Here is a 17,435-nt window from a genome sequence, read left to right as displayed (position 1 = left end):
CGATGAAATCGGGTGATAAATTCTTCTTCAGGATAAATTTTCCAAGAATTAATTTGATATCAAACACCATGGCAGGCAGCCCTTTACCGTCGTTAATGTAAAAAAGGTGTAATATTTAAAAGCGAAATGAGGTGAAAATCAAGGGTTGTCGGCCACTTATCAAAAATCTCACCAAAATTGAGCCGTCAGTTTTTTTTCATCATAAATACTGAACTTTTAGAGGCTCTTGTGTGTATAAATAGGTATCAAAGGTAAAAAACCGATTAGAAAACATCGAGATTTTATTTAAATTGAATAAAAATATGAGGGTGGATGCACGCCTTAACAAAAATCTTGCCTTAATTTGATTACTTGAGGTAAAACCATAGACGAATATGCAAAAATTAGGACTAACGCAATCGTTATCACAGAAGCTATCTCCGCAACAAATCCAGTTTATTAAGTTGTTGCAGGTGCCGACAGCAGAGCTCGAAGCTCGTGTGGAAGAGGAATTGGAGGCGAATCCAGCTTTGGAAGAGGGTCGCGATGAAGCCGATGAACTTTATGCGCAGGACGACTATGAAGCACCTGAAAGCGGCGACGAATATATGGACAATGAAATCAGTGTGGAGGAATACCTTCATGATGATTTCAGTGGTTATAAAATGTATGGCGATGGCAATGGCGATGAAGAGGATAAGGATATCCCGATCTCTTCGATGACCACCCTTCAGGAGCAACTGAAAGATCAGCTGAGCTTTTTGAGGCTTTCGGATCATCAGCGGCTTTTGGGCGAACAGCTCATTGGCAGTATAGAAAATGACGGCTACATTCGTCGTGATCTGGAGATGATTGTGAATGATTTGGCCTTCTCAAGAAATATCGAAACCTCCCTTGAAGAACTCGAGGAAGTTTTGGTACAGATTCAGTCCTTTGACCCTGCCGGCATTGCGGCGCGGGATCTTCAGGAATGTCTGTTGATTCAGCTTAAAAGAAGACAGGAGCCTGATGAGGCCACACAGGACGCCATCCGTATTATTGAAGAATCCTTCAATGATTTTACCAAAAAGCATTACGAGAAAATTATGCGACGGCTGAACATCAAGGAGGAAGATCGCCTTCGTGATGCCATGGAGACCATCGTGCGGTTGAATCCCAAGCCAGGCGGTATTACCGATGGGCTGGTGAAGAACCAATACCTGATTCCTGATTTTATCCTGACCAACGACAACGGTAAGCTTGACCTGACGCTGAATTCCAAAAATGCCCCTGACCTGAAGGTGAGTCGTTCGTATGCTGAAATGATGGACGCCTACGATAAGAGCGATAAGAAGGATAAAAAACTCCGCGATACGGTGATGTTTGTGAAGCAGAAACTTGATGCGGCCAAGTGGTTTATTGATGCCATTCGCCAACGACAAGAAACGCTCCTGAACACCATGGGCTGCATTATGGTTCATCAGCATGATTTTTTCCTGACGGGTGATGAGGCAAAACTCAGACCGATGATTCTGAAAGATATTGCCGATAAGATTGAAATGGATATCTCGACAGTTTCGCGTGTTGCCAACAGTAAGGCTATTCAGACAGAGTTTGGCATTTTCCCACTGAAGTATTTCTTCTCCGAAGGGATCACGACAGATACCGGTGAGGATGTTTCGAGCCGTGAGGTGAAGCATGTACTCAAAGGGATGATTGAAAAAGAAGATAAAAAGAAACCGCTTTCTGATGACAAGCTGGAGAAGCTGTTGAAAGAGCGTGGTTACAAAATTGCCCGACGTACAGTGGCAAAATATCGGGAGCAGTTGAATATTCCTGTTGCACGACTCCGCAAGCAGTTGTAATTTAACGCCTCAAATTATAGATGAATACCCTACTCGCTTTCTTTCTACTTTCGTTGATGAAGGGAAAGAAAGCGATTTATTTTTATTAAGAAAGCAAATCTTGTTGTACCAAGTGGACACTCTGCCAAACAGTAAGCCTAAAGGCATTTCGATAGCGCACCTTTTTGCGCAATTTATTTCTATATTGACTCACCCGCTATTGATGTGTACCTATTTTACGGCGATTGTCATTCGGTATTACCCATTTTTAGTGGAACTTCCTCCGCAGGTTTTGAACATTAAATTTGTCGGGATCATCTTTGTCATTACTTTCCTGCTGCCATTGGCCGCCATTATCGTCATGAAGTGGTCACGAAAACTGGTCAAGGCTTTGCAAATGGAAAGCAAGGAAGAGCGGGTTATGCCCTTTTTCTTCATGACCCTGTTTTATGGCCTGACCGTCTATATGCTCAACAGCCAATGGGGGCTTTCAGGTGCTTTTTGGCTCTCAATCGTGATGATGGCCATCCTGTTACTATTATTGTCCTGCATCACGATTTTTTTCAAAATCAGTGCACACAGTGCTGGATGGGGTGGTTTGCTCGGTTTTATCTTCACCTTTCAGTACATTACCCCTGCAGTGGGCGGATTGCATGCCCTCATTTTTATTTTCCTGTGTACAGGCCTTGCCATGACGGCACGGCTATTTCTTGGGGCGCACAGTCCAAAGGAAATTTACAGTGGCTGGCTGTTAGGCTTCATTGTATGTGCTGGCGGAGTGATGGTCTTCATTTAGCAGGTGTTCACTCATCAGGTTGTTCAGGTTGGCAAAATAGCGGTGGCGCTTTGGTTCTGTTTCTGCAAGTGCCAAAAAGCGGTCAATAGCCTGTAGGTAAAGCTGCTGTTGCGAAGAGGGTGCTTTCATGTAAACCAAATCCATGCAGGCATGCTGCATATTGTTAGGCTGAAGGAGCTTCGGTAAAATATGCATATCTCCCCAAATATTCGGAAGGCTGTCGGTGAAAGAACATTGAATGGTTTTTACTGAAAACAGATCGTCCCATACGAATCGCTCATCAGTATTAATCGCCTCGATCAGGTGAAAAATACTGCGGCATTTCTGGGTGTCGTTAAAAGCCTGACCATCCAAAAATAAATGGATGCCCTCCCCTTCCTCTTGCGCCATAAAGTCAATAAAACCTGCCGTGCCCGTTTGCTCAAGCAAAGTACTGCTTTGGTAATTTACCTGATGCGATATGCCTGCATTCGAGGCCAGCAGGTGCAAATTTTCAAGCCCACATTCATGGAACTGATTGTTCGGATAGCTGAGACCAGCCGTTAATATCTGCTGAATACCCAGCTCCCGAAGGGTGGGAAGCATTTCTTCCTGAAAAAGCTGTGCAGGCCCGCAATAAGTATTGGCACTGACGTGGAACAGCGATTTTATCAGTTGCTGATGTTTGATGACCTGCGCACGGAGCTCTTCCGCAGAAAGTAAGTAGGTCAGTCCGAAATAATACGGCCCTGTAGTGAGGGTTACTGCCTGAGCTTCCACCGCCAGTTTTAATGCACTGATCGCTTCAGGGCACCATTGCTGCCATTGTTCGAGCGTTATTCCAGAGACGTTTAGTGCGATATGAAAAGCACCACTTTCTTTCAGCAGCTTGATTTGCTGAAAAAACCACTGCCCGTCATTTTTCCACCATGTTTTCAGATGCTGTTCAGCCTGCGCCTCCTCAAAGATTTTGGCTGATTTTCCCCAGGTGAAAAAGTTGCTTTCACGGAGAGGAAGTGGCTGGTGAATTTGCCAGTGGAGGACGATCTTTTTGGGTGCTTCAAAGTACATTGGCCGTGGGTTTGTGGGTGGAACTTGACGAATAAACCGAAGGGAGCGGTACGGCCTGTTGCTTAGGCAATACCTGTTCATAAAGTTTCAGCACTTTTCGGGCCGCTTCTCCCCAGGTGCTGTTTTTCAGGGCCATAAAATTCTGCGTAACAACATGGTCGGCATAGGCCTGATCCTGCAATAAATGAACGACTGCATTGGCCATGCTTTCTGCCGCATTAATGGGCACGGTGGGCGTGTCTTTCAGAATTTCGCTAATCCCCGACCGAGCAGTTAAAACCACAGGAATGCCTGTTTTTGCCGCTTCAAGAGCCGTGAGCCCGAAAGGTTCTGAATTGGACGTCAGGCAATATACCTGAGCACTTGCGTAGGCTTCCAACACTTTTTCATGAGGGAGCTGACCCGTGAAAATGCACCGCCCAATCAGTTCAGGTACAGCAGCCTGCTCAATGGTTTCCTGCCACAAATCGCCATCGCCAATCATCATAAACCGAACGTTCGGAATTGCTGCCAGCACCTGCTTGGCCATGCGCAGGAACATTAGCGGGTTTTTCTGTTGTGTGATACGCCCAGCGAAGAGCACCAAAGGGAAGGGAAAAGGCCGTTTTTCGATGATTTTTTTGTTCCACGAAATGCCATTGTGGATATGCTTTATTTTACGGACATCACAGTTATATTCCTGAATGAGTTTGCCTGCGGTATATTTACTGACGGTAATGATGCGATCAGCATGTTGGCAAATTCGGCGTTCAATATCTGTGATGAAGTCCTGCTGAGTAAGTCCGCTACGGTCATATTGAAGAGAATGAATATGCGCTACCAAAGGCTTGCCTGTCTTCTCTTTCAGGGCCATTCCCGCTAAGAAGGTCATCCAGTCATGGGCATGAATGACGTCAAATTCAAACGAATCAGAGATCACATCAATGTAAGCGGTATAAGCTTTAACTTTCTGAAGGAGGTTATTGCCATACACTGGCCCCACCTGAAAAACATTTTGAAGATCGGGGGATGCTATTGGATTAATGGCCAAAGGCACCAGTTTTTCAACCGTTTTGGGCGGCAAGGTGATGGTGCTGCTGCGGTACCTGATGTGTGTTTTACGCCGTGTTCGCTGGTGCTGAATGGCCTGCTCGTAGGCTACGGGGATCGTTTTTACGATACCACTGTAAGGGTCGAGTTCGGTATCAACATAATGGATTTTTTTGACAAACTCCGTGTATTGTTCCTGCTCTTCTACCTCGAAATACTCCTTGATATTGACTTCATCAAGTCCATAGATTTTCATTTTTTCAATCTGATGAACTTCATTTGCTCTTGGCAGAATTAAACTGATTTGTGCATACTGGCTCAGTGCTTTGCATAGCCCAAGCGAAGCGATGCCCAATCCTCCGTTGAGTATCGGTGGGAATTCCCATCCGAGCATGAGAATTTTAGTATTGTCCATGGCAAGTATTGATTAAGTCAAAAAATCCTGATTGTGGCGGGGAAAAATTGTTGTTGATATTAATAAATATTCGGCTGAATTTCAGTCTTTTCCCTAAAATTTTGTCGTATTTCTATGATTTTCGGCAATAAATCTGGCGTTTGCTCCAGGCTGTTGCCCATCACAATAATATCTGCGCCAGCCTGCCATGCACGCTGTGCTTTTTCAGCATTATTAATGCCTCCCCCAACAATTAATGGTACATCAAGCTGTTGTTTGCTCAGGCTGATGACCTCTTCGGTAACGGCTTGCAGTGCCCCGCTGCCTGCTTCAAGGTAAATGAGTTTCATGCCCAAAAGCGTTCCTGCAAGGGCCGTGGAGGCGATCAGTTCTGCCTGATCTGCTGGCAGTGGAATGGTTTGAGATACCGCAGCTACGGAGGTGATTCTTCCTCCATCAATGAGTAAATAGCCTGTCGGGATGGTTTCCATCTGCCATTTCCTGAGTGTCTGGGCGGCTTTGATGTGGTGACCGATCAAAAATTCGGGATTCCTGCCCGAAATCAGGGAAAGAAATAAAAGCGCATCGGCTTGTTCACAAATCTGGTTGGAATGCCCAGGAAACAGCAGTACTGGAATTTTGGTGTTTTCTTTGATGAACTGAACGGTTTGGGAGGTATGCCCTTTTTGTACGGTGCTGCCTCCCACAAAAATAAAATCTACCTGATGCTGATTGCAATGCTGGATCAGCGGGCGCAGTGCTTCTTGATCCTGTGCCTTGTCGGGGTCGATTAATACCGCAAGCATGGGGTGTTGTGCCTGGCTTTGCTGCTGAATTTGTTTTAATATCGGGAAATCCATATCAGTCAGGTCGGTCACTCATTTCATTTTGCATTTTTTTCCGAGCCAGACTTACCAGAAAAAACATGAAGTTCTCGGCAATGGACCTTTTAATGGACTCACCGATAATATTATTGGTTTTTTCGCTTTCAGAAGCGGCCACTGGTGGCGCAGTATAAATCACCTTGGGTTCTTTTTTCTTCTTGCTGCCACCGAGGCTTCTGCCTAAAAACGAGAGCACCTTGATGCCCGCATAAGCGCCAACAACCATTACGGAGGTTTTTACCACTTTTTTACCCACTGCAACTGAGTGGTCTTTTACCGCATTGAGGTCGTGGGTAATGGCCATCAGCTCTACCTTATTTTTAGCTTTCAGGGCTTCCTTGCGCTTGTTGAATTTGGTTTTGAGCGTATTATCCATCGATTTCGTCCTCCATGGTTTCGATAAATTTATAGAAATAGTTCATCAGTGTAGCAGAGATGGCTTTTTGCTTCCATATCAGTATCACTCCAAACAGCAAATAGGTTCCTGCAATAATCACAAAGCCAAGATATCTACTGTCGAGTAAGGCATTGAGGAAATAGCCGAGGGCAATGGTGGCAAACAGGAAAAACAAGGAAAGGATGGCAATAAGCGCGATGAAGATCAGAGCTTTTGAAATGATATATGCAGCCTGTTCACCTACTTGTAATTTGGCCAATTCCACGCGTGTTTCTACGAAACTCGTCAGGTTATGCACCAGGCTCTCAATATGGTTAGGTTCTTTTTTTGTCATAGAAATTTATGCTTCTTAAACCGCTTAACAAAAATGCGAACTAAGCGATATTCCGATAAACACGAATTTAATTTTTTTATGCTGAAAGTCATTAGTATTAGCGCAATTAAGCGAAATAATTGAACGAAGTCTTGATGCACGACGGGATTGGTCATTTTTTAATGGGGCTGAATATCAAATCAGTGCATTAGCTTGGTTGCGCAATAATATTTCCTCTTTAGCAGGGAACTGTTCAACTATTCCCTCCGAAACAGGTCATGCGCTCAAGTGAAACGGAAGACCACCTGCAAGCGCTTTTCAGTGGATAACCATAAAAATAACAAGGGCAACCATTAAAATATAGCGGATAAAAAGAGGGCTTTTTGTACCTTGTTCTTCTGCCTTTGATGGTGGTGTAAAAGAGCAACATTTTATGAAGTTTAGTCAATTATCCAAAGTGGTTGGAGGGCAGGTGCTGCAATTATCAGCAGACAGACCTGTAGAAGCGTTATTGATCGACAGCCGGAAACCGGTCATCAGTCAGGGGGCAATATTTTTTGCATTGGCAGGGCCGCGGCATAACGGTCATGATTATCTGGAAGAGTTGTACCAGGCGGGTGTTCGCCAGCTGGTGATACAAAAAGGTTTTAACCTTGACCCTGCTTTGTTTCCTCAAGCTAATATTTTGACGGTTGAAAATACCCTGCGGGCGTTGCAGTCGTTGGTCAGTTACCACCGGTCCCTGTTCACCATTCCTGTGGTGGGAATTACGGGCAGTAATGGCAAGACGATCGTCAAAGAATGGCTGCAATCGGCCTTATCCCAAAAATATGTGGTGTGTGCCAATCCGAAGAGTTATAACTCCCAGGTGGGGGTTCCTTTATCTGTTTGGGGGCTGCAGCCGCGTCATGAAGTGGGTGTTTTTGAAGCAGGCATTTCAGAGCGGAAAGAGATGGCGCATCTTGAAAAAATGATTCAGCCTACGGTAGGGATTTTCACCAATATTGGCAGCGCACATGCGGAGGGTTTTGTGAGCCAGGAGGAAAAGGTCCGTGAAAAATTACGATTGTTCAGGAATACCGAAACGCTGGTTTATTGTGCGGATCATGTTGTGGTTCGGGAAGAAATACAGAAGGCCTACCCAGAGAAAAAGCATTTAAGCTGGTCGCTGAATGGAGCGGGGAAATGTGGCTATCGGTTGCTGAAAAAAAGCACGGACAGCTGCGAGGTTCAATTGACGGACCGGTCGGTGATCAGTCTGCCCTTTGGTCATGAGGCTTCTATTGAGAACGCCCTTCACGTCGTTACCTGCCTCCTGCACTGGGGGTTTCATCCAACTGAAATTCAGCAGGCGGTGAAGCACCTCAAAGCACCTTCGATGCGGCTGGAACTCAAGCGGGGAAGTCATGACAACTATTTGATTGACGACACTTATAATAACGATTTGCTCGGTCTGGAGATTGCGCTTGACCATTTGGTACAGTTGCATCAGAAGGAAACCAAGCGTGTCATTTTATCGGATATTGCACAATCAGGGTTGTCTGACGAAGCACTGTATCAGGAGGTTGCCAAGATGCTCGCAAGCAGGGGGCTTCATGATTTTATTGCCGTAGGGCCCAGTATTGTGGCTCATCAATCTGTTTTTAAGGGGTTCAATGCCCAGTTTTTTCAGTCCACCACGCAATTGCTGGAGCACTTTGATCCGCACCAATGGCAGTCCTCCCTCATCTTGATAAAAGGGGCGCGTAAATTTGGTTTTGAGCGGGTAGTGCGTTCTTTGGAAGCCAAAGTGCATGGAACTCGCCTGGAGCTTGATCTGGATGTGATGGCTGAAAACCTGAACTTTTATCGATCAAAGCTGACAGGAAATACCAAAATGATGGTGATGGTAAAAGCTTTCGCTTATGGCAGCGGAAACCTTGAGGTGGCGCAGCTGCTGCAGTATCATCAGGTGGATTACCTTGGGGTGGCCTTCCCGGATGAAGGGGTCGAATTGCGGGAAAATGGAATTCACCTGCCAATTATGGTGATGAACTCCCACCCCGATGCTTTCGAAGCCCTGATAAAACATGGGCTTGAACCGGAGATTTTTGAATTTTCCCAGCTGAAAGCCTTCGGGCAGTACCTTCAGGCACAGCAAAAAGAAGCGAAAATTCATTTGAAAATTGACACCGGAATGCACCGGTTGGGCTTTGTTCCTGAGGAACTCCCTGAGGTCATCGCACTGTTGAAATCGTATCCGCAGATGAGGGTGCAGGGTATATTTAGTCATTTTGTTGGGGCGGATGAAGCAGAGTTTAATGATTTCTCACATGAACAGGCCAATCGTTTCCAGCAGGCAGTAAAGGTGCTTAAAAACAGTCTTCAGATCAATCCTATCGCCTATCTGTGTAATTCCGCAGGGATCATTCGCTTCCCAGAATACCACTTTGATATGGTTCGGCTGGGTATTGGTTTACACGGTATTGAAGTAAGTGGAATCGCGCCTGAGGCGGTTAAATTGCCGGCAAAGCTAAAAACATTTATATCTCAGATAAAACATATTTCTGCACAAGAAACAGTAGGTTATTCCCGTCGGGGAAAAGTGAAAAAACCGACCACTATTGCCACTATTGCCATAGGTTATGCCGATGGTTTCCTGCGGGCATTGGGCAACGGAAAATGCAGGGTGAAAATCAATGGAGAGGAAGTACCCATTATTGGAAATATTTGTATGGATATGGCGATGGTAGATTTAGGATCGCTGAAAGCGGAGGTGGGTGATGAGGTCATTATTTTTGATGACCGTGAACGCCTTCTTGCTTTGGCTGAACAGGCCAACACAATTCCCTATGAACTCCTGAGTTTAATCAGCTCACGGGTAAAACGCGTATATTATCAGCAATAGTGTGAAACGTCGTGAAACATTTTTAAAGGGTTGAAAATCCCTAAAATAAAAAAAACCAACTGATCGTGAAACTACGTGGAACAGTTGGTTTTTTTATGCTTTTTACTGGGGTCAGGCTCGTACTTTTCGATAAATGAACAGAACGACGATCCCTCCAAATATAGCAATGAGGAAAGAACCAATATTGAAACCATCTACCCCACCAAAGCCAAGTAATGAACCAATAAAACCACCTACCACTGCGCCTACAATTCCAATGATGATGGTAACGATGAATCCTCCTGGATCGGCACCCGGCATAATAACTTTAGCAAGGATCCCTGCAATTAGTCCGAAAATAATCCAACTAAGTATTCCCATGATATTTATATATTTGGTTCTCCTGTAATACTCCTGAGTAGGTAGAAGGTTTTTGAAAATAATACAATTATTAGATATTTATAATGATTGTGGATATGTTGATAATGAAGTGGGTAACTTATCCGGCAGTGGATAAGCCGCCTGCTTGTTTTGATTTTCGCCCTTTTGAAAATAGCAATAAACATTACTTATCAACACAACATCCCCTATCTTTGAATTTTCGGAAATTCAAGGAGGAAAAATAAATTAATTGATCAGCTTATCCACAAAACAAAGCATTATGAAAACATTGACATTAACGGCGGGACAAGGGGAATTCTTTGATAAATTCAAAGCATTTGTGAAGTCAAAAAATGTTGATGTCATGATTTTGCGCGGATATGCTGGAACAGGGAAAACCTTTTTAGTACAACATTTGCTCGAGTGGCTGGACGATCAGGAACGGGAGTATCGACTGATGGCCCCCACTGGCCGGGCCTCCAAGGTGCTCAGCTCCAAAGCCAAGCAATCTGCCTACACGATTCATAAATCGATTTACTCTTTCTCAGAAATGGAGGAACAGCGAGGCGGAAAAAAGAACAAGCGACTGGGCAATGTGAAGTATCATTATAAGATCCGCTTTAATGACGATGTGGGTAATGCGATTTATATTGTTGATGAAGCCTCGATGGTCAATGATTTGCCTTCTGAAGGCGAGATGTATCAGTTTGGTTCAGGGAGTTTACTGAAAGATCTGGTGAAATTCGCACATCAGAGTCCTGAAGAAGCTAAATGTCGCCGAAAAATCCTTTTTGTGGGCGATCCCGGGCAGTTGCCGCCTGTGGGCGCAGGGATTTCTTATGCCTTGGTGGAGGATTACCTGAAGGAGAAATACGACCTCAACTGCGAGAGTTTTCAGCTGACAGAGGTGGTGCGGCAGGGTAAAGACAGCGGAATCCTTGAATATGCCACCAATCTGCGGAATTCAATGCTGAAAGATCAGCCAATGCCTTATTTTAATTTCGATAAGGCGGATATTCACCGCGCACGAAAAGAACGACTTGTGGAATATTTTGAACGGGCGGTCAATAAAGCAGGCCTTGAAGAGGTCATTGTGGTGACTTTTTCGAATCGCTTAGCGATGCATTATAATCAGCAGATAAGACAACGGTTATTTCCTGGCGCTACCGAACTGCAAGTTGGTGACCGACTGATGTTTTCCTCCAATAATTATTCGCATGAGGTGGAGCTGCTCAACGGGGATTTTGCAACGGTATTGTCCATTGAGGATGAAACGGAATTTCCCATTGATCCCGTAATGGTTGATGTCTATGAGGCCAAATCCAAGCAATGGAGCAAGGAAAAAGTCCCCTTACAGTTCAGGGATGTGGTGATTGAGGTGCAGGATAACGATGGTGATAAGGTGGAAATTGAATGTAAAATGATGGAAAGTTTACTCAATAGCCCCCATCGCGACATCACTTCCAATGAACGTAAAGCGCTATATCAGTACTTTAGAAATCGTCACCCGAAACTCAAACCGGGAACAAAAAAATTCAATGAAATGCTTGCCGAAGACCCCTATTTCAATGCCCTCAGGCTCAAATATGGCTATGCCATTACAGGGCACAAAGCCCAGGGGGGCGAATGGGAATTCGTCTTTGTGGACTTTCAGGGCTCCACCTATATGCAAGAGGTGCAAGATATTATGCGGTGGCGATACACCGCCGTAACGCGTGCTAAAGGGCATTTGCTGGTCCTTCAGTAAGTCCGTTTAATTTGTTTGTACAATATAAACGCCCACAACCATAATCATCACACCAATGATCTTCATCCAGCTGATGGGTTGCTGGTGCATACCGAGCCAGCCGAAATGATCGAGGATCATCGCTAAAATAATCTGCCCTGCAATAACGAGGGTAAGTGTGGAGGTCATGCCAATTTTTGGGGCGATGATCACAAGGCTTGTAACAAACGAAGCGCCGAGCAATCCACCAACGAGCTTCCATTTGTCCGCAGAAAGAATGGTACCGAAAACCATTCCCAGGTTTCCTTTGGATTCAATCAGTACCAAAATAAAAACGGCAATCCAGCCTACCGTAAAGTTGGTAAAGGTGGCATAGAGGGCATTGCCGGTAGTCAGTTTCAGCGAACTGTTTACACCCACTTGAATAGAAGCAATGGCTCCAATAAGTACGGCGACGATATAATAGATCAAATTCATATTCAGTTATGTTTATTCCACCACTTCAGGGCTTCTCTTTTAGACAAAGGCGATAAGCCTGGTGTTTGTTCTATAAATTGAAGCACCCATTCGTGATTTGTTTTTGAAATTTCCCGCAACGACCAGCCTATTGCTTTATTAATAAAGAATGAGCTACTGCCCAGGTTTTTGCGCAGGATATCGGCCTGCAAGTCCAGGTCGATGGCCTTTTTGTATTTCAGCTGAAACAGGATGGTGGCCCGCCTGACCCAAAGGTTGGAATCCTCAACCCACTGTGGCAGCTGCTGTTTTTGCTGTTCAGGAAAACGGCTCCATTGCGCGCCCAACCCATGTGATGCCAGATGGTCTACGGTGTCCCACCACGACTTATGGGTAATCATCCAATAAAGTTGATCGATAAATCCGGCCGCCCACCGCTTTTTCATCCGCAGCATCATATCCAAACCAAAATACTGCCATTCTCTTTCCGGTTGTTGCCAAAGGTAGGTCAGTATCGCAGCGTCGTCTTCGGGCTTGGGAAAACCGGCCTCCAGCAAAAATTGCTTTTGCAAAGCTTTCCGCACAGGCGAGGGCAATCCGTAAAACTCAAAATGCCCCTGCATATACTTGGCCATTTTTTCGGCCTGTACCGGATCTGCCAAAGCGATTAATCCCGACCGAAATGGCATAAAGTACTCTTCTATTGCGTCATGGTTTTTCATTAATGCACAAGTTATAAGCTGATTCTCCGCAATCTACGAAGAAGCATGATCTATGTCTTTTGATGTTTTATACATTTATATTTTATTTCAATTAAAATTCTATGGGAATTCAGCATTTACGACTGCCTTTTTGTCATATTTCGGTTGCTTTGTATCATCTTTGCAGATAAGGCAGTAGTTTCGAGTGGTCTGTAATTTGTTGAATCAAGTCCAATAGCTGGATATCGGACGATGCAACCATGGGCATTTACTCTATTTGACCTTCCAATATTTTAGTTTGTTTATCAGAAATGACAACAGTAGATTTTTATAAATATCAGGGAACAGGTAATGACTTTGTGATGGTGGATAATCGCCAGCAAGTGATCGACCCCAATGATATCCCTTCTGTTCAGCGGTTGTGCGACCGCAAGTTTGGCATTGGTGCCGACGGATTGATCCTGATTCAGGAGCACCCTGATTATGACTTCGAAATGGTCTATTTCAATTCAGACGGAAGTAAAAGCCTTTGTGGCAACGGAAGCCGTTGCGCTGTTCGCTTTGCTGAATTTTTGGGTATCGTGAGCAAAAGTACCCACTTTCTGACCATCGATGGCGGACTGTACGCTGAAATTACGCCAGCCGTGATTCGCCTGAAAATGCCAGATGTTACAACAACAGAACGTATCGGTGAGGATTTCTTCATCAATACAGGCTCTCCGCATTATGTGCAGTTTGTCGATAAAGTGGAGGCCACAGAGGTTTTCGATGCCGGCCGTGCTATTCGTTATAATGAGCGTTTTAAGGCGGAAGGTACAAACGTTAATTTTGTGCAACAGCTTGAAGCACAGTCCATCTTTGTTCGTACCTACGAAAGGGGGGTAGAAGATGAAACCCTCTCTTGTGGAACAGGAGTTACCGCCTGTGCACTTGCCTGCTCACTCAATGAGATGGAAAGCCCCGTAAAAATTAAAACCCTTGGAGGGCTGTTGGAGGTTAGTTTTGAGAAAAACAGCTCGGAAGGCTTCCAGAATATCTTCCTGACAGGCCCTGCAGAGCAGGTCTTCAGTGGAAAAATAAATATATAAAGATGAATTGAAGGCTTTTTGACAAAAACAGCGTACAATTGTCGATCGTTTTTGTTATTAGTTTTTCATATTTCATTTACCTTTGATAATAAGTGTGACACTCCTGAAAATTCATGAAGGCAGACTGAACACACTGCAGATTGATATTTGCAAATAAAATTCGCCATGTTAGATAAAATAACCAAAGGCTTTGCCAAGCTGTTCGGAACCAAATCCGATCGAGACATTAAGGTAATCTTGCCGATCGTTAAGCAAATTAACGAAGAATTCGATAAACTGAGCTCCATCACTGACGATGACTTGCGTAAGGCATCAGCGGGTTTAATGGCGCAAATTCAAGAGGAACTCAAACACCTCGATCAGGAAATCGAAGCGTTGAAATCAAAAGCAGATGCTACGGAAACAGACGTTTTTGAAAAAGAAGCACTGTACGCTAAAATTGATAAGTTGGATGACCAACGCAATGAAGAACTTGAGGTGGTACTGAACAACATCCTCCCTCAGGCCTTTGCGATCATGAAAGAAACGGCGCGCCGTTTGAAAGATCAAAAAGAACTGCGCGTTTCCGCCAATGTTCATGACAGAACGATTTCAGCAAAAAGCGACTGCGTTTCCATTGAAGGGGAAACGGCGGTTTGGCATAACTCCTGGACTGCCGGAGGGCATTTGCTAACATGGGAAATGGTACATTACGATGTGCAGTTGATTGGTGGTGTGGTCCTTCACCAAGGTAAAATCGGTGAGATGGCTACCGGTGAAGGTAAAACGTTGGTGGCAACACTTCCAGCCTTCCTGAATGCTTTGGCTCGCCGTGGTGTTCACGTGGTAACGGTCAATGATTATTTGGCTAAACGTGACTCCGAATGGATGGCGCCTTTGTTCCAGTTCCACGGATTGGACATCGACTGTATCGATAAGTGGCCGGCAAACTCTGAGGAGCGCCGTAACGCCTACCGTGCAGACATCACTTACGGTACCAACAACGAATTCGGTTTTGATTACCTTCGTGACAATATGGCACGTGGAACCGATGAGCTGGTACAGCGCAAGCACCACTATGCCATGGTCGATGAGGTCGATTCGGTATTGATTGATGATGCCCGTACCCCATTGATTATCTCGGGTCCTGTACCTAAAGGCGATCAGCATGAATTCCATATGCTGAAGCCAAGAATTGAGTCGCTGGTAGGAGACCAGAAGAAATTGGCGCAAGGGTTCCTGACCGACGCCAAACGTTTGATTTCCGAAGACCCTAAAAGTGATGAGGGAGGAACAGCCCTGTTCCGTGCTTACCGCGCATTCCCGAAATACAAACCATTGATTAAATATTTGTCTGAGGACGGTATTCGCCAGATCCTGCAAAAGACAGAAAACTATTATATGGCGGACAACAACCGCGAAATGCCGAAGGCAGATGAGCCATTGTTGTTTGTAATTGATGAAAAACAAAACTCGGTAGACCTTACAGAAAAAGGGATCGACCATATTACGGGTAAAGGTGAGGATCCTCAATTCTTTATCTTGCCAGATATTGGGGTGGAAATTGCCAACCTCGAAAACGACGAGGCGGTTTCTGATGAAGATAAAATCGTTAAGAAAGAGCAGCTGTTACAGGATTACGCCGTAAAAGCAGAACGTATTCACTCGGTGAATCAGCTTTTGAAAGCGTACTCATTGTTCGAAAAAGATACGGAGTATATCCTTGACGACGGTAAAGTGAAAATCGTCGATGAGCAAACAGGTCGTGTAATGGACGGGCGCCGTTACTCTGATGGTTTGCACCAGGCACTGGAAGCCAAAGAAAATGTGAAGGTAGAAGATGCCACACAAACTTATGCTACCATTACGCTTCAGAACTACTTCCGTATGTACCACAAATTAGGTGGTATGACGGGTACCGCAGAGACGGAAGCAGGCGAGCTTTGGGATATCTATGAATTGGATGTAGTGGTTATTCCTACCAACCGCCCAATTCAGCGTCAGGATCACGAAGATAAAGTCTTCAAAACAATCCGTGAGAAATTCCGCGCAGTAGCCGAAGAGGTGATTCAGTTGCGTGAAGCTGGCCGTCCAGTATTGGTCGGTACAACATCAGTAGATATGTCGGAATTACTGTCGCGTATGCTGAGTATGCAACAAATTCCTCATCAGGTACTGAATGCCAAGCAGCACTCGCGTGAAGCAGAGGTTGTAGCACAGGCAGGGCAGCCAGGAATGGTAACCATCGCTACCAACATGGCAGGTCGTGGTACGGATATTAAACTTACCCCTGAGTCGAAAGCAGCAGGTGGTTTGGCCATTATCGGTACTGAACGCCATGAGTCACGTCGTGTCGATCGCCAGTTGCGTGGTCGTGCAGGTCGTCAGGGAGATGTCGGTTCTTCGCAGTTCTTTGTATCTCTTGAAGATAGCCTGATGCGTATGTTCGGTTCTGAGCGTATCGCCAAGGTAATGGACCGTATGGGCTTGGAAGAGGGCGAAGTAATTCAGCACTCTATGATTACCAAGTCTATCGAACGTGCACAGCGCAAGGTGGAAGAAAACAACTTCGGTATTCGTAAGCGTTTGCTGGAATATGATGATGTGATGAACCAGCAACGTGAAGTAATCTACGATCGTCGTCGCAATGCCCTATTCGGTGAGCGTTTGTCGATCGATATCATGAACCAGCTTTATGATGTGGTAGAAACGATCGTGATTGCTTACAAAGAGTCGTTGGATTTGGATGGCTTCAAATTGGAGGTACTGAACACTTTGGGTGTGGATTACCATATTGCTGAAGACAAATTCAATGCAAGCTCTGTGGATGATATCGCCAATGAGCTGTTTGATGAGGCTTACGATCAGTATAAAAAGAAAAATGAAATCATCGGTGAGCGTGCAATGCCTGTATTGGAGCATGTAAATGCGGAACGTGGCGCGATGGTTGAAAATATCATGGTACCATTCACGGATGGTAAAAAGCAACTCGGCATTGTAACCAACTTGTCGAAAAATATCGAAGATCGTGGTAAAACATTGATGACCGATATGGAGAAAAGTGCTGCTTTGGCCATTATCGATAACAAGTGGAAAGAACACTTGCGTGAGATGGATGACCTGAAGCAATCGGTACAGAATGCCGCTTATGAGCAAAAAGATCCTTTGATGATCTACAAGTTTGAAGCTTTTGAACTATTCAAGAAGTTCCTTTCTGAAGTAAACAACGAAGCGATCTCATTCTTGATGAAAGCCTCTATTCCAATTGCTGAGCCAGAAAAGGTGCAGGAAGCGAGAGAAGAGCGCCCAAAGCAAGAATATAACACTTCTAAAGCGGAAACAGGTTCTGCTTTGAGCCAGGACACCCCTCGCCCTGAGGCTCCTGAAGCACCAAAGGAGAAAACAATGCCGATCCGTAAAGAGGTTACGCATGGCCGAAACGATTTGGTATCGGTACGTTACAATGACGGTTCTGTAAAAGAGAATGTAAAATTCAAGAAGGTAGAAAACGATTTGGCAGCCAACAAATGTGTGTTGATTGACTAATTTGAACCTTTTTGTTTAATAAATATA

The 17,435-nt window shown here is 44.9% G+C and carries 14 protein-coding genes; 6 read left to right on the top strand and 8 right to left on the bottom strand.

Going from position 1 to position 17,435, the window contains the following annotated elements:
- The first annotated feature begins 374 nt into the window (after window positions 1–374).
- Window positions 375–1,823: an RNA polymerase factor sigma-54 gene (gene rpoN, locus AABK40_RS13485; protein ID WP_332919476.1), complete on the top strand. Its 1,449-nt coding sequence runs from the start codon at window positions 375–377 to the stop codon at window positions 1,821–1,823.
- 202 nt (window positions 1,824–2,025) lie between these two features.
- Window positions 2,026–2,598: a hypothetical protein gene (locus tag AABK40_RS13480; protein ID WP_332919477.1), complete on the top strand. Its 573-nt coding sequence runs from the start codon at window positions 2,026–2,028 to the stop codon at window positions 2,596–2,598.
- Here the strand turns inward: AABK40_RS13480 and AABK40_RS13475 are convergent.
- From AABK40_RS13475 to AABK40_RS13455, 5 genes are read right to left on the bottom strand one after another with little or no spacing between them, the layout of a single operon-like run.
- On the bottom strand, window positions 2,554–3,648 hold the full coding sequence (locus AABK40_RS13475) for a hypothetical protein (RefSeq protein WP_338397284.1): 1,095 nt from the start codon (window positions 3,646–3,648) through the stop codon (window positions 2,554–2,556). The genes AABK40_RS13480 and AABK40_RS13475 overlap by 45 nt on opposite strands.
- The gene (locus tag AABK40_RS13470; protein WP_338397283.1) at window positions 3,638–5,092 is read right to left on the bottom strand and encodes a glycosyltransferase; all 1,455 of its coding nucleotides are present in this window, start codon (window positions 5,090–5,092) and stop codon (window positions 3,638–3,640) included. Before AABK40_RS13470 ends, AABK40_RS13475 begins: the two co-directional genes overlap by 11 nt.
- 59 nt (window positions 5,093–5,151) lie before the next feature.
- Window positions 5,152–5,931 (bottom strand): phosphoglycerol geranylgeranyltransferase, encoded by a 780-nt coding sequence (locus AABK40_RS13465; protein WP_338397282.1) that lies wholly within the window; start codon window positions 5,929–5,931, stop codon window positions 5,152–5,154.
- A gap of 1 nt (window position 5,932) precedes the next feature.
- A complete protein-coding gene (locus tag AABK40_RS13460; protein ID WP_338397281.1) occupies window positions 5,933–6,331 on the bottom strand; it encodes a hypothetical protein in 399 nt (132 codons plus the stop codon).
- Entirely contained in the window at window positions 6,324–6,686 is a 363-nt protein-coding gene (locus AABK40_RS13455; protein ID WP_332919482.1) for a phage holin family protein, read from the bottom strand. The genes AABK40_RS13460 and AABK40_RS13455 overlap by 8 nt, the downstream gene beginning before the upstream one ends.
- Before the next feature lie 412 nt (window positions 6,687–7,098).
- Here AABK40_RS13455 and AABK40_RS13450 point away from each other — a divergent pair, with 412 nt between their 5' ends.
- The gene (locus AABK40_RS13450) at window positions 7,099–9,552 is read left to right on the top strand and encodes a bifunctional UDP-N-acetylmuramoyl-tripeptide:D-alanyl-D-alanine ligase/alanine racemase (protein WP_338397280.1); all 2,454 of its coding nucleotides are present in this window, start codon (window positions 7,099–7,101) and stop codon (window positions 9,550–9,552) included.
- Between the two features lie 111 nt (window positions 9,553–9,663).
- Here AABK40_RS13450 and AABK40_RS13445 read toward each other — a convergent pair whose 3' ends face one another.
- Window positions 9,664–9,912 carry a GlsB/YeaQ/YmgE family stress response membrane protein gene (locus AABK40_RS13445; RefSeq protein WP_332919484.1) on the bottom strand — a complete coding sequence of 83 codons (249 nt, stop codon included), beginning with the start codon at window positions 9,910–9,912 and terminating at the stop codon, window positions 9,664–9,666.
- A 280-nt stretch (window positions 9,913–10,192) separates the two neighbouring features.
- Here AABK40_RS13445 and AABK40_RS13440 point away from each other — a divergent pair, with 280 nt between their 5' ends.
- Window positions 10,193–11,659, top strand: coding sequence for an ATP-dependent DNA helicase (locus AABK40_RS13440; RefSeq protein WP_338397279.1), 1,467 nt, complete (start codon window positions 10,193–10,195; stop codon window positions 11,657–11,659).
- A 6-nt stretch (window positions 11,660–11,665) separates the two neighbouring features.
- Here the strand turns inward: AABK40_RS13440 and AABK40_RS13435 are convergent, their stop codons facing one another.
- A complete protein-coding gene (locus tag AABK40_RS13435) occupies window positions 11,666–12,115 on the bottom strand; it encodes a DMT family transporter (RefSeq protein ID WP_332919486.1) in 450 nt (149 codons plus the stop codon).
- A gap of 2 nt (window positions 12,116–12,117) precedes the next feature.
- Window positions 12,118–12,816, bottom strand: coding sequence for a DNA alkylation repair protein (locus AABK40_RS13430; protein ID WP_338397278.1), 699 nt, complete (start codon window positions 12,814–12,816; stop codon window positions 12,118–12,120).
- 290 nt (window positions 12,817–13,106) lie between these two features.
- On the opposite strand from AABK40_RS13430, the gene dapF reads away from it, so the two are divergent.
- Both dapF and secA read left to right on the top strand, forming a co-directional pair.
- Window positions 13,107–13,883 (top strand): diaminopimelate epimerase, encoded by a 777-nt coding sequence (dapF, locus tag AABK40_RS13425; protein ID WP_332919488.1) that lies wholly within the window; start codon window positions 13,107–13,109, stop codon window positions 13,881–13,883.
- A 165-nt stretch (window positions 13,884–14,048) separates the two neighbouring features.
- Window positions 14,049–17,408, top strand: coding sequence for a preprotein translocase subunit SecA (secA, locus tag AABK40_RS13420; protein ID WP_332919489.1), 3,360 nt, complete (start codon window positions 14,049–14,051; stop codon window positions 17,406–17,408).
- The last annotated feature ends 27 nt before the right edge of the window (window positions 17,409–17,435 follow it).

The organism is Persicobacter psychrovividus (assembly GCF_036492425.1).
Classification (GTDB): domain Bacteria; phylum Bacteroidota; class Bacteroidia; order Cytophagales; family Cyclobacteriaceae; genus Persicobacter; species Persicobacter psychrovividus.
The sequence above is the reverse complement of the archived record's forward strand: the minus strand, read 5'-3'. Positions and strand labels throughout refer to the sequence as shown.

Bases quoted from the DNA above. Each gene is read 5' to 3' on its own strand.
- rpoN (WP_332919476.1), top strand. From the start codon at position 375: ATGCAAAAATTAGGACTAACGCAATCGTTATCACAGAAGCTATCTCCG.
- AABK40_RS13480 (WP_332919477.1), top strand. From the start codon at position 2,026: ATGTGTACCTATTTTACGGCGATTGTCATTCGGTATTACCCATTTTTA.
- AABK40_RS13475 (WP_338397284.1), bottom strand. From the start codon at position 3,648: ATGTACTTTGAAGCACCCAAAAAGATCGTCCTCCACTGGCAAATTCAC.
- AABK40_RS13470 (WP_338397283.1), bottom strand. From the start codon at position 5,092: ATGGACAATACTAAAATTCTCATGCTCGGATGGGAATTCCCACCGATA.
- AABK40_RS13465 (WP_338397282.1), bottom strand. From the start codon at position 5,931: ATGGATTTCCCGATATTAAAACAAATTCAGCAGCAAAGCCAGGCACAA.
- AABK40_RS13460 (WP_338397281.1), bottom strand. From the start codon at position 6,331: ATGGATAATACGCTCAAAACCAAATTCAACAAGCGCAAGGAAGCCCTG.
- AABK40_RS13455 (WP_332919482.1), bottom strand. From the start codon at position 6,686: ATGACAAAAAAAGAACCTAACCATATTGAGAGCCTGGTGCATAACCTG.
- AABK40_RS13450 (WP_338397280.1), top strand. From the start codon at position 7,099: ATGAAGTTTAGTCAATTATCCAAAGTGGTTGGAGGGCAGGTGCTGCAA.
- AABK40_RS13445 (WP_332919484.1), bottom strand. From the start codon at position 9,912: ATGGGAATACTTAGTTGGATTATTTTCGGACTAATTGCAGGGATCCTT.
- AABK40_RS13440 (WP_338397279.1), top strand. From the start codon at position 10,193: ATGAAAACATTGACATTAACGGCGGGACAAGGGGAATTCTTTGATAAA.
- AABK40_RS13435 (WP_332919486.1), bottom strand. From the start codon at position 12,115: ATGAATTTGATCTATTATATCGTCGCCGTACTTATTGGAGCCATTGCT.
- AABK40_RS13430 (WP_338397278.1), bottom strand. From the start codon at position 12,816: ATGAAAAACCATGACGCAATAGAAGAGTACTTTATGCCATTTCGGTCG.
- dapF (WP_332919488.1), top strand. From the start codon at position 13,107: ATGACAACAGTAGATTTTTATAAATATCAGGGAACAGGTAATGACTTT.
- secA (WP_332919489.1), top strand. From the start codon at position 14,049: ATGTTAGATAAAATAACCAAAGGCTTTGCCAAGCTGTTCGGAACCAAA.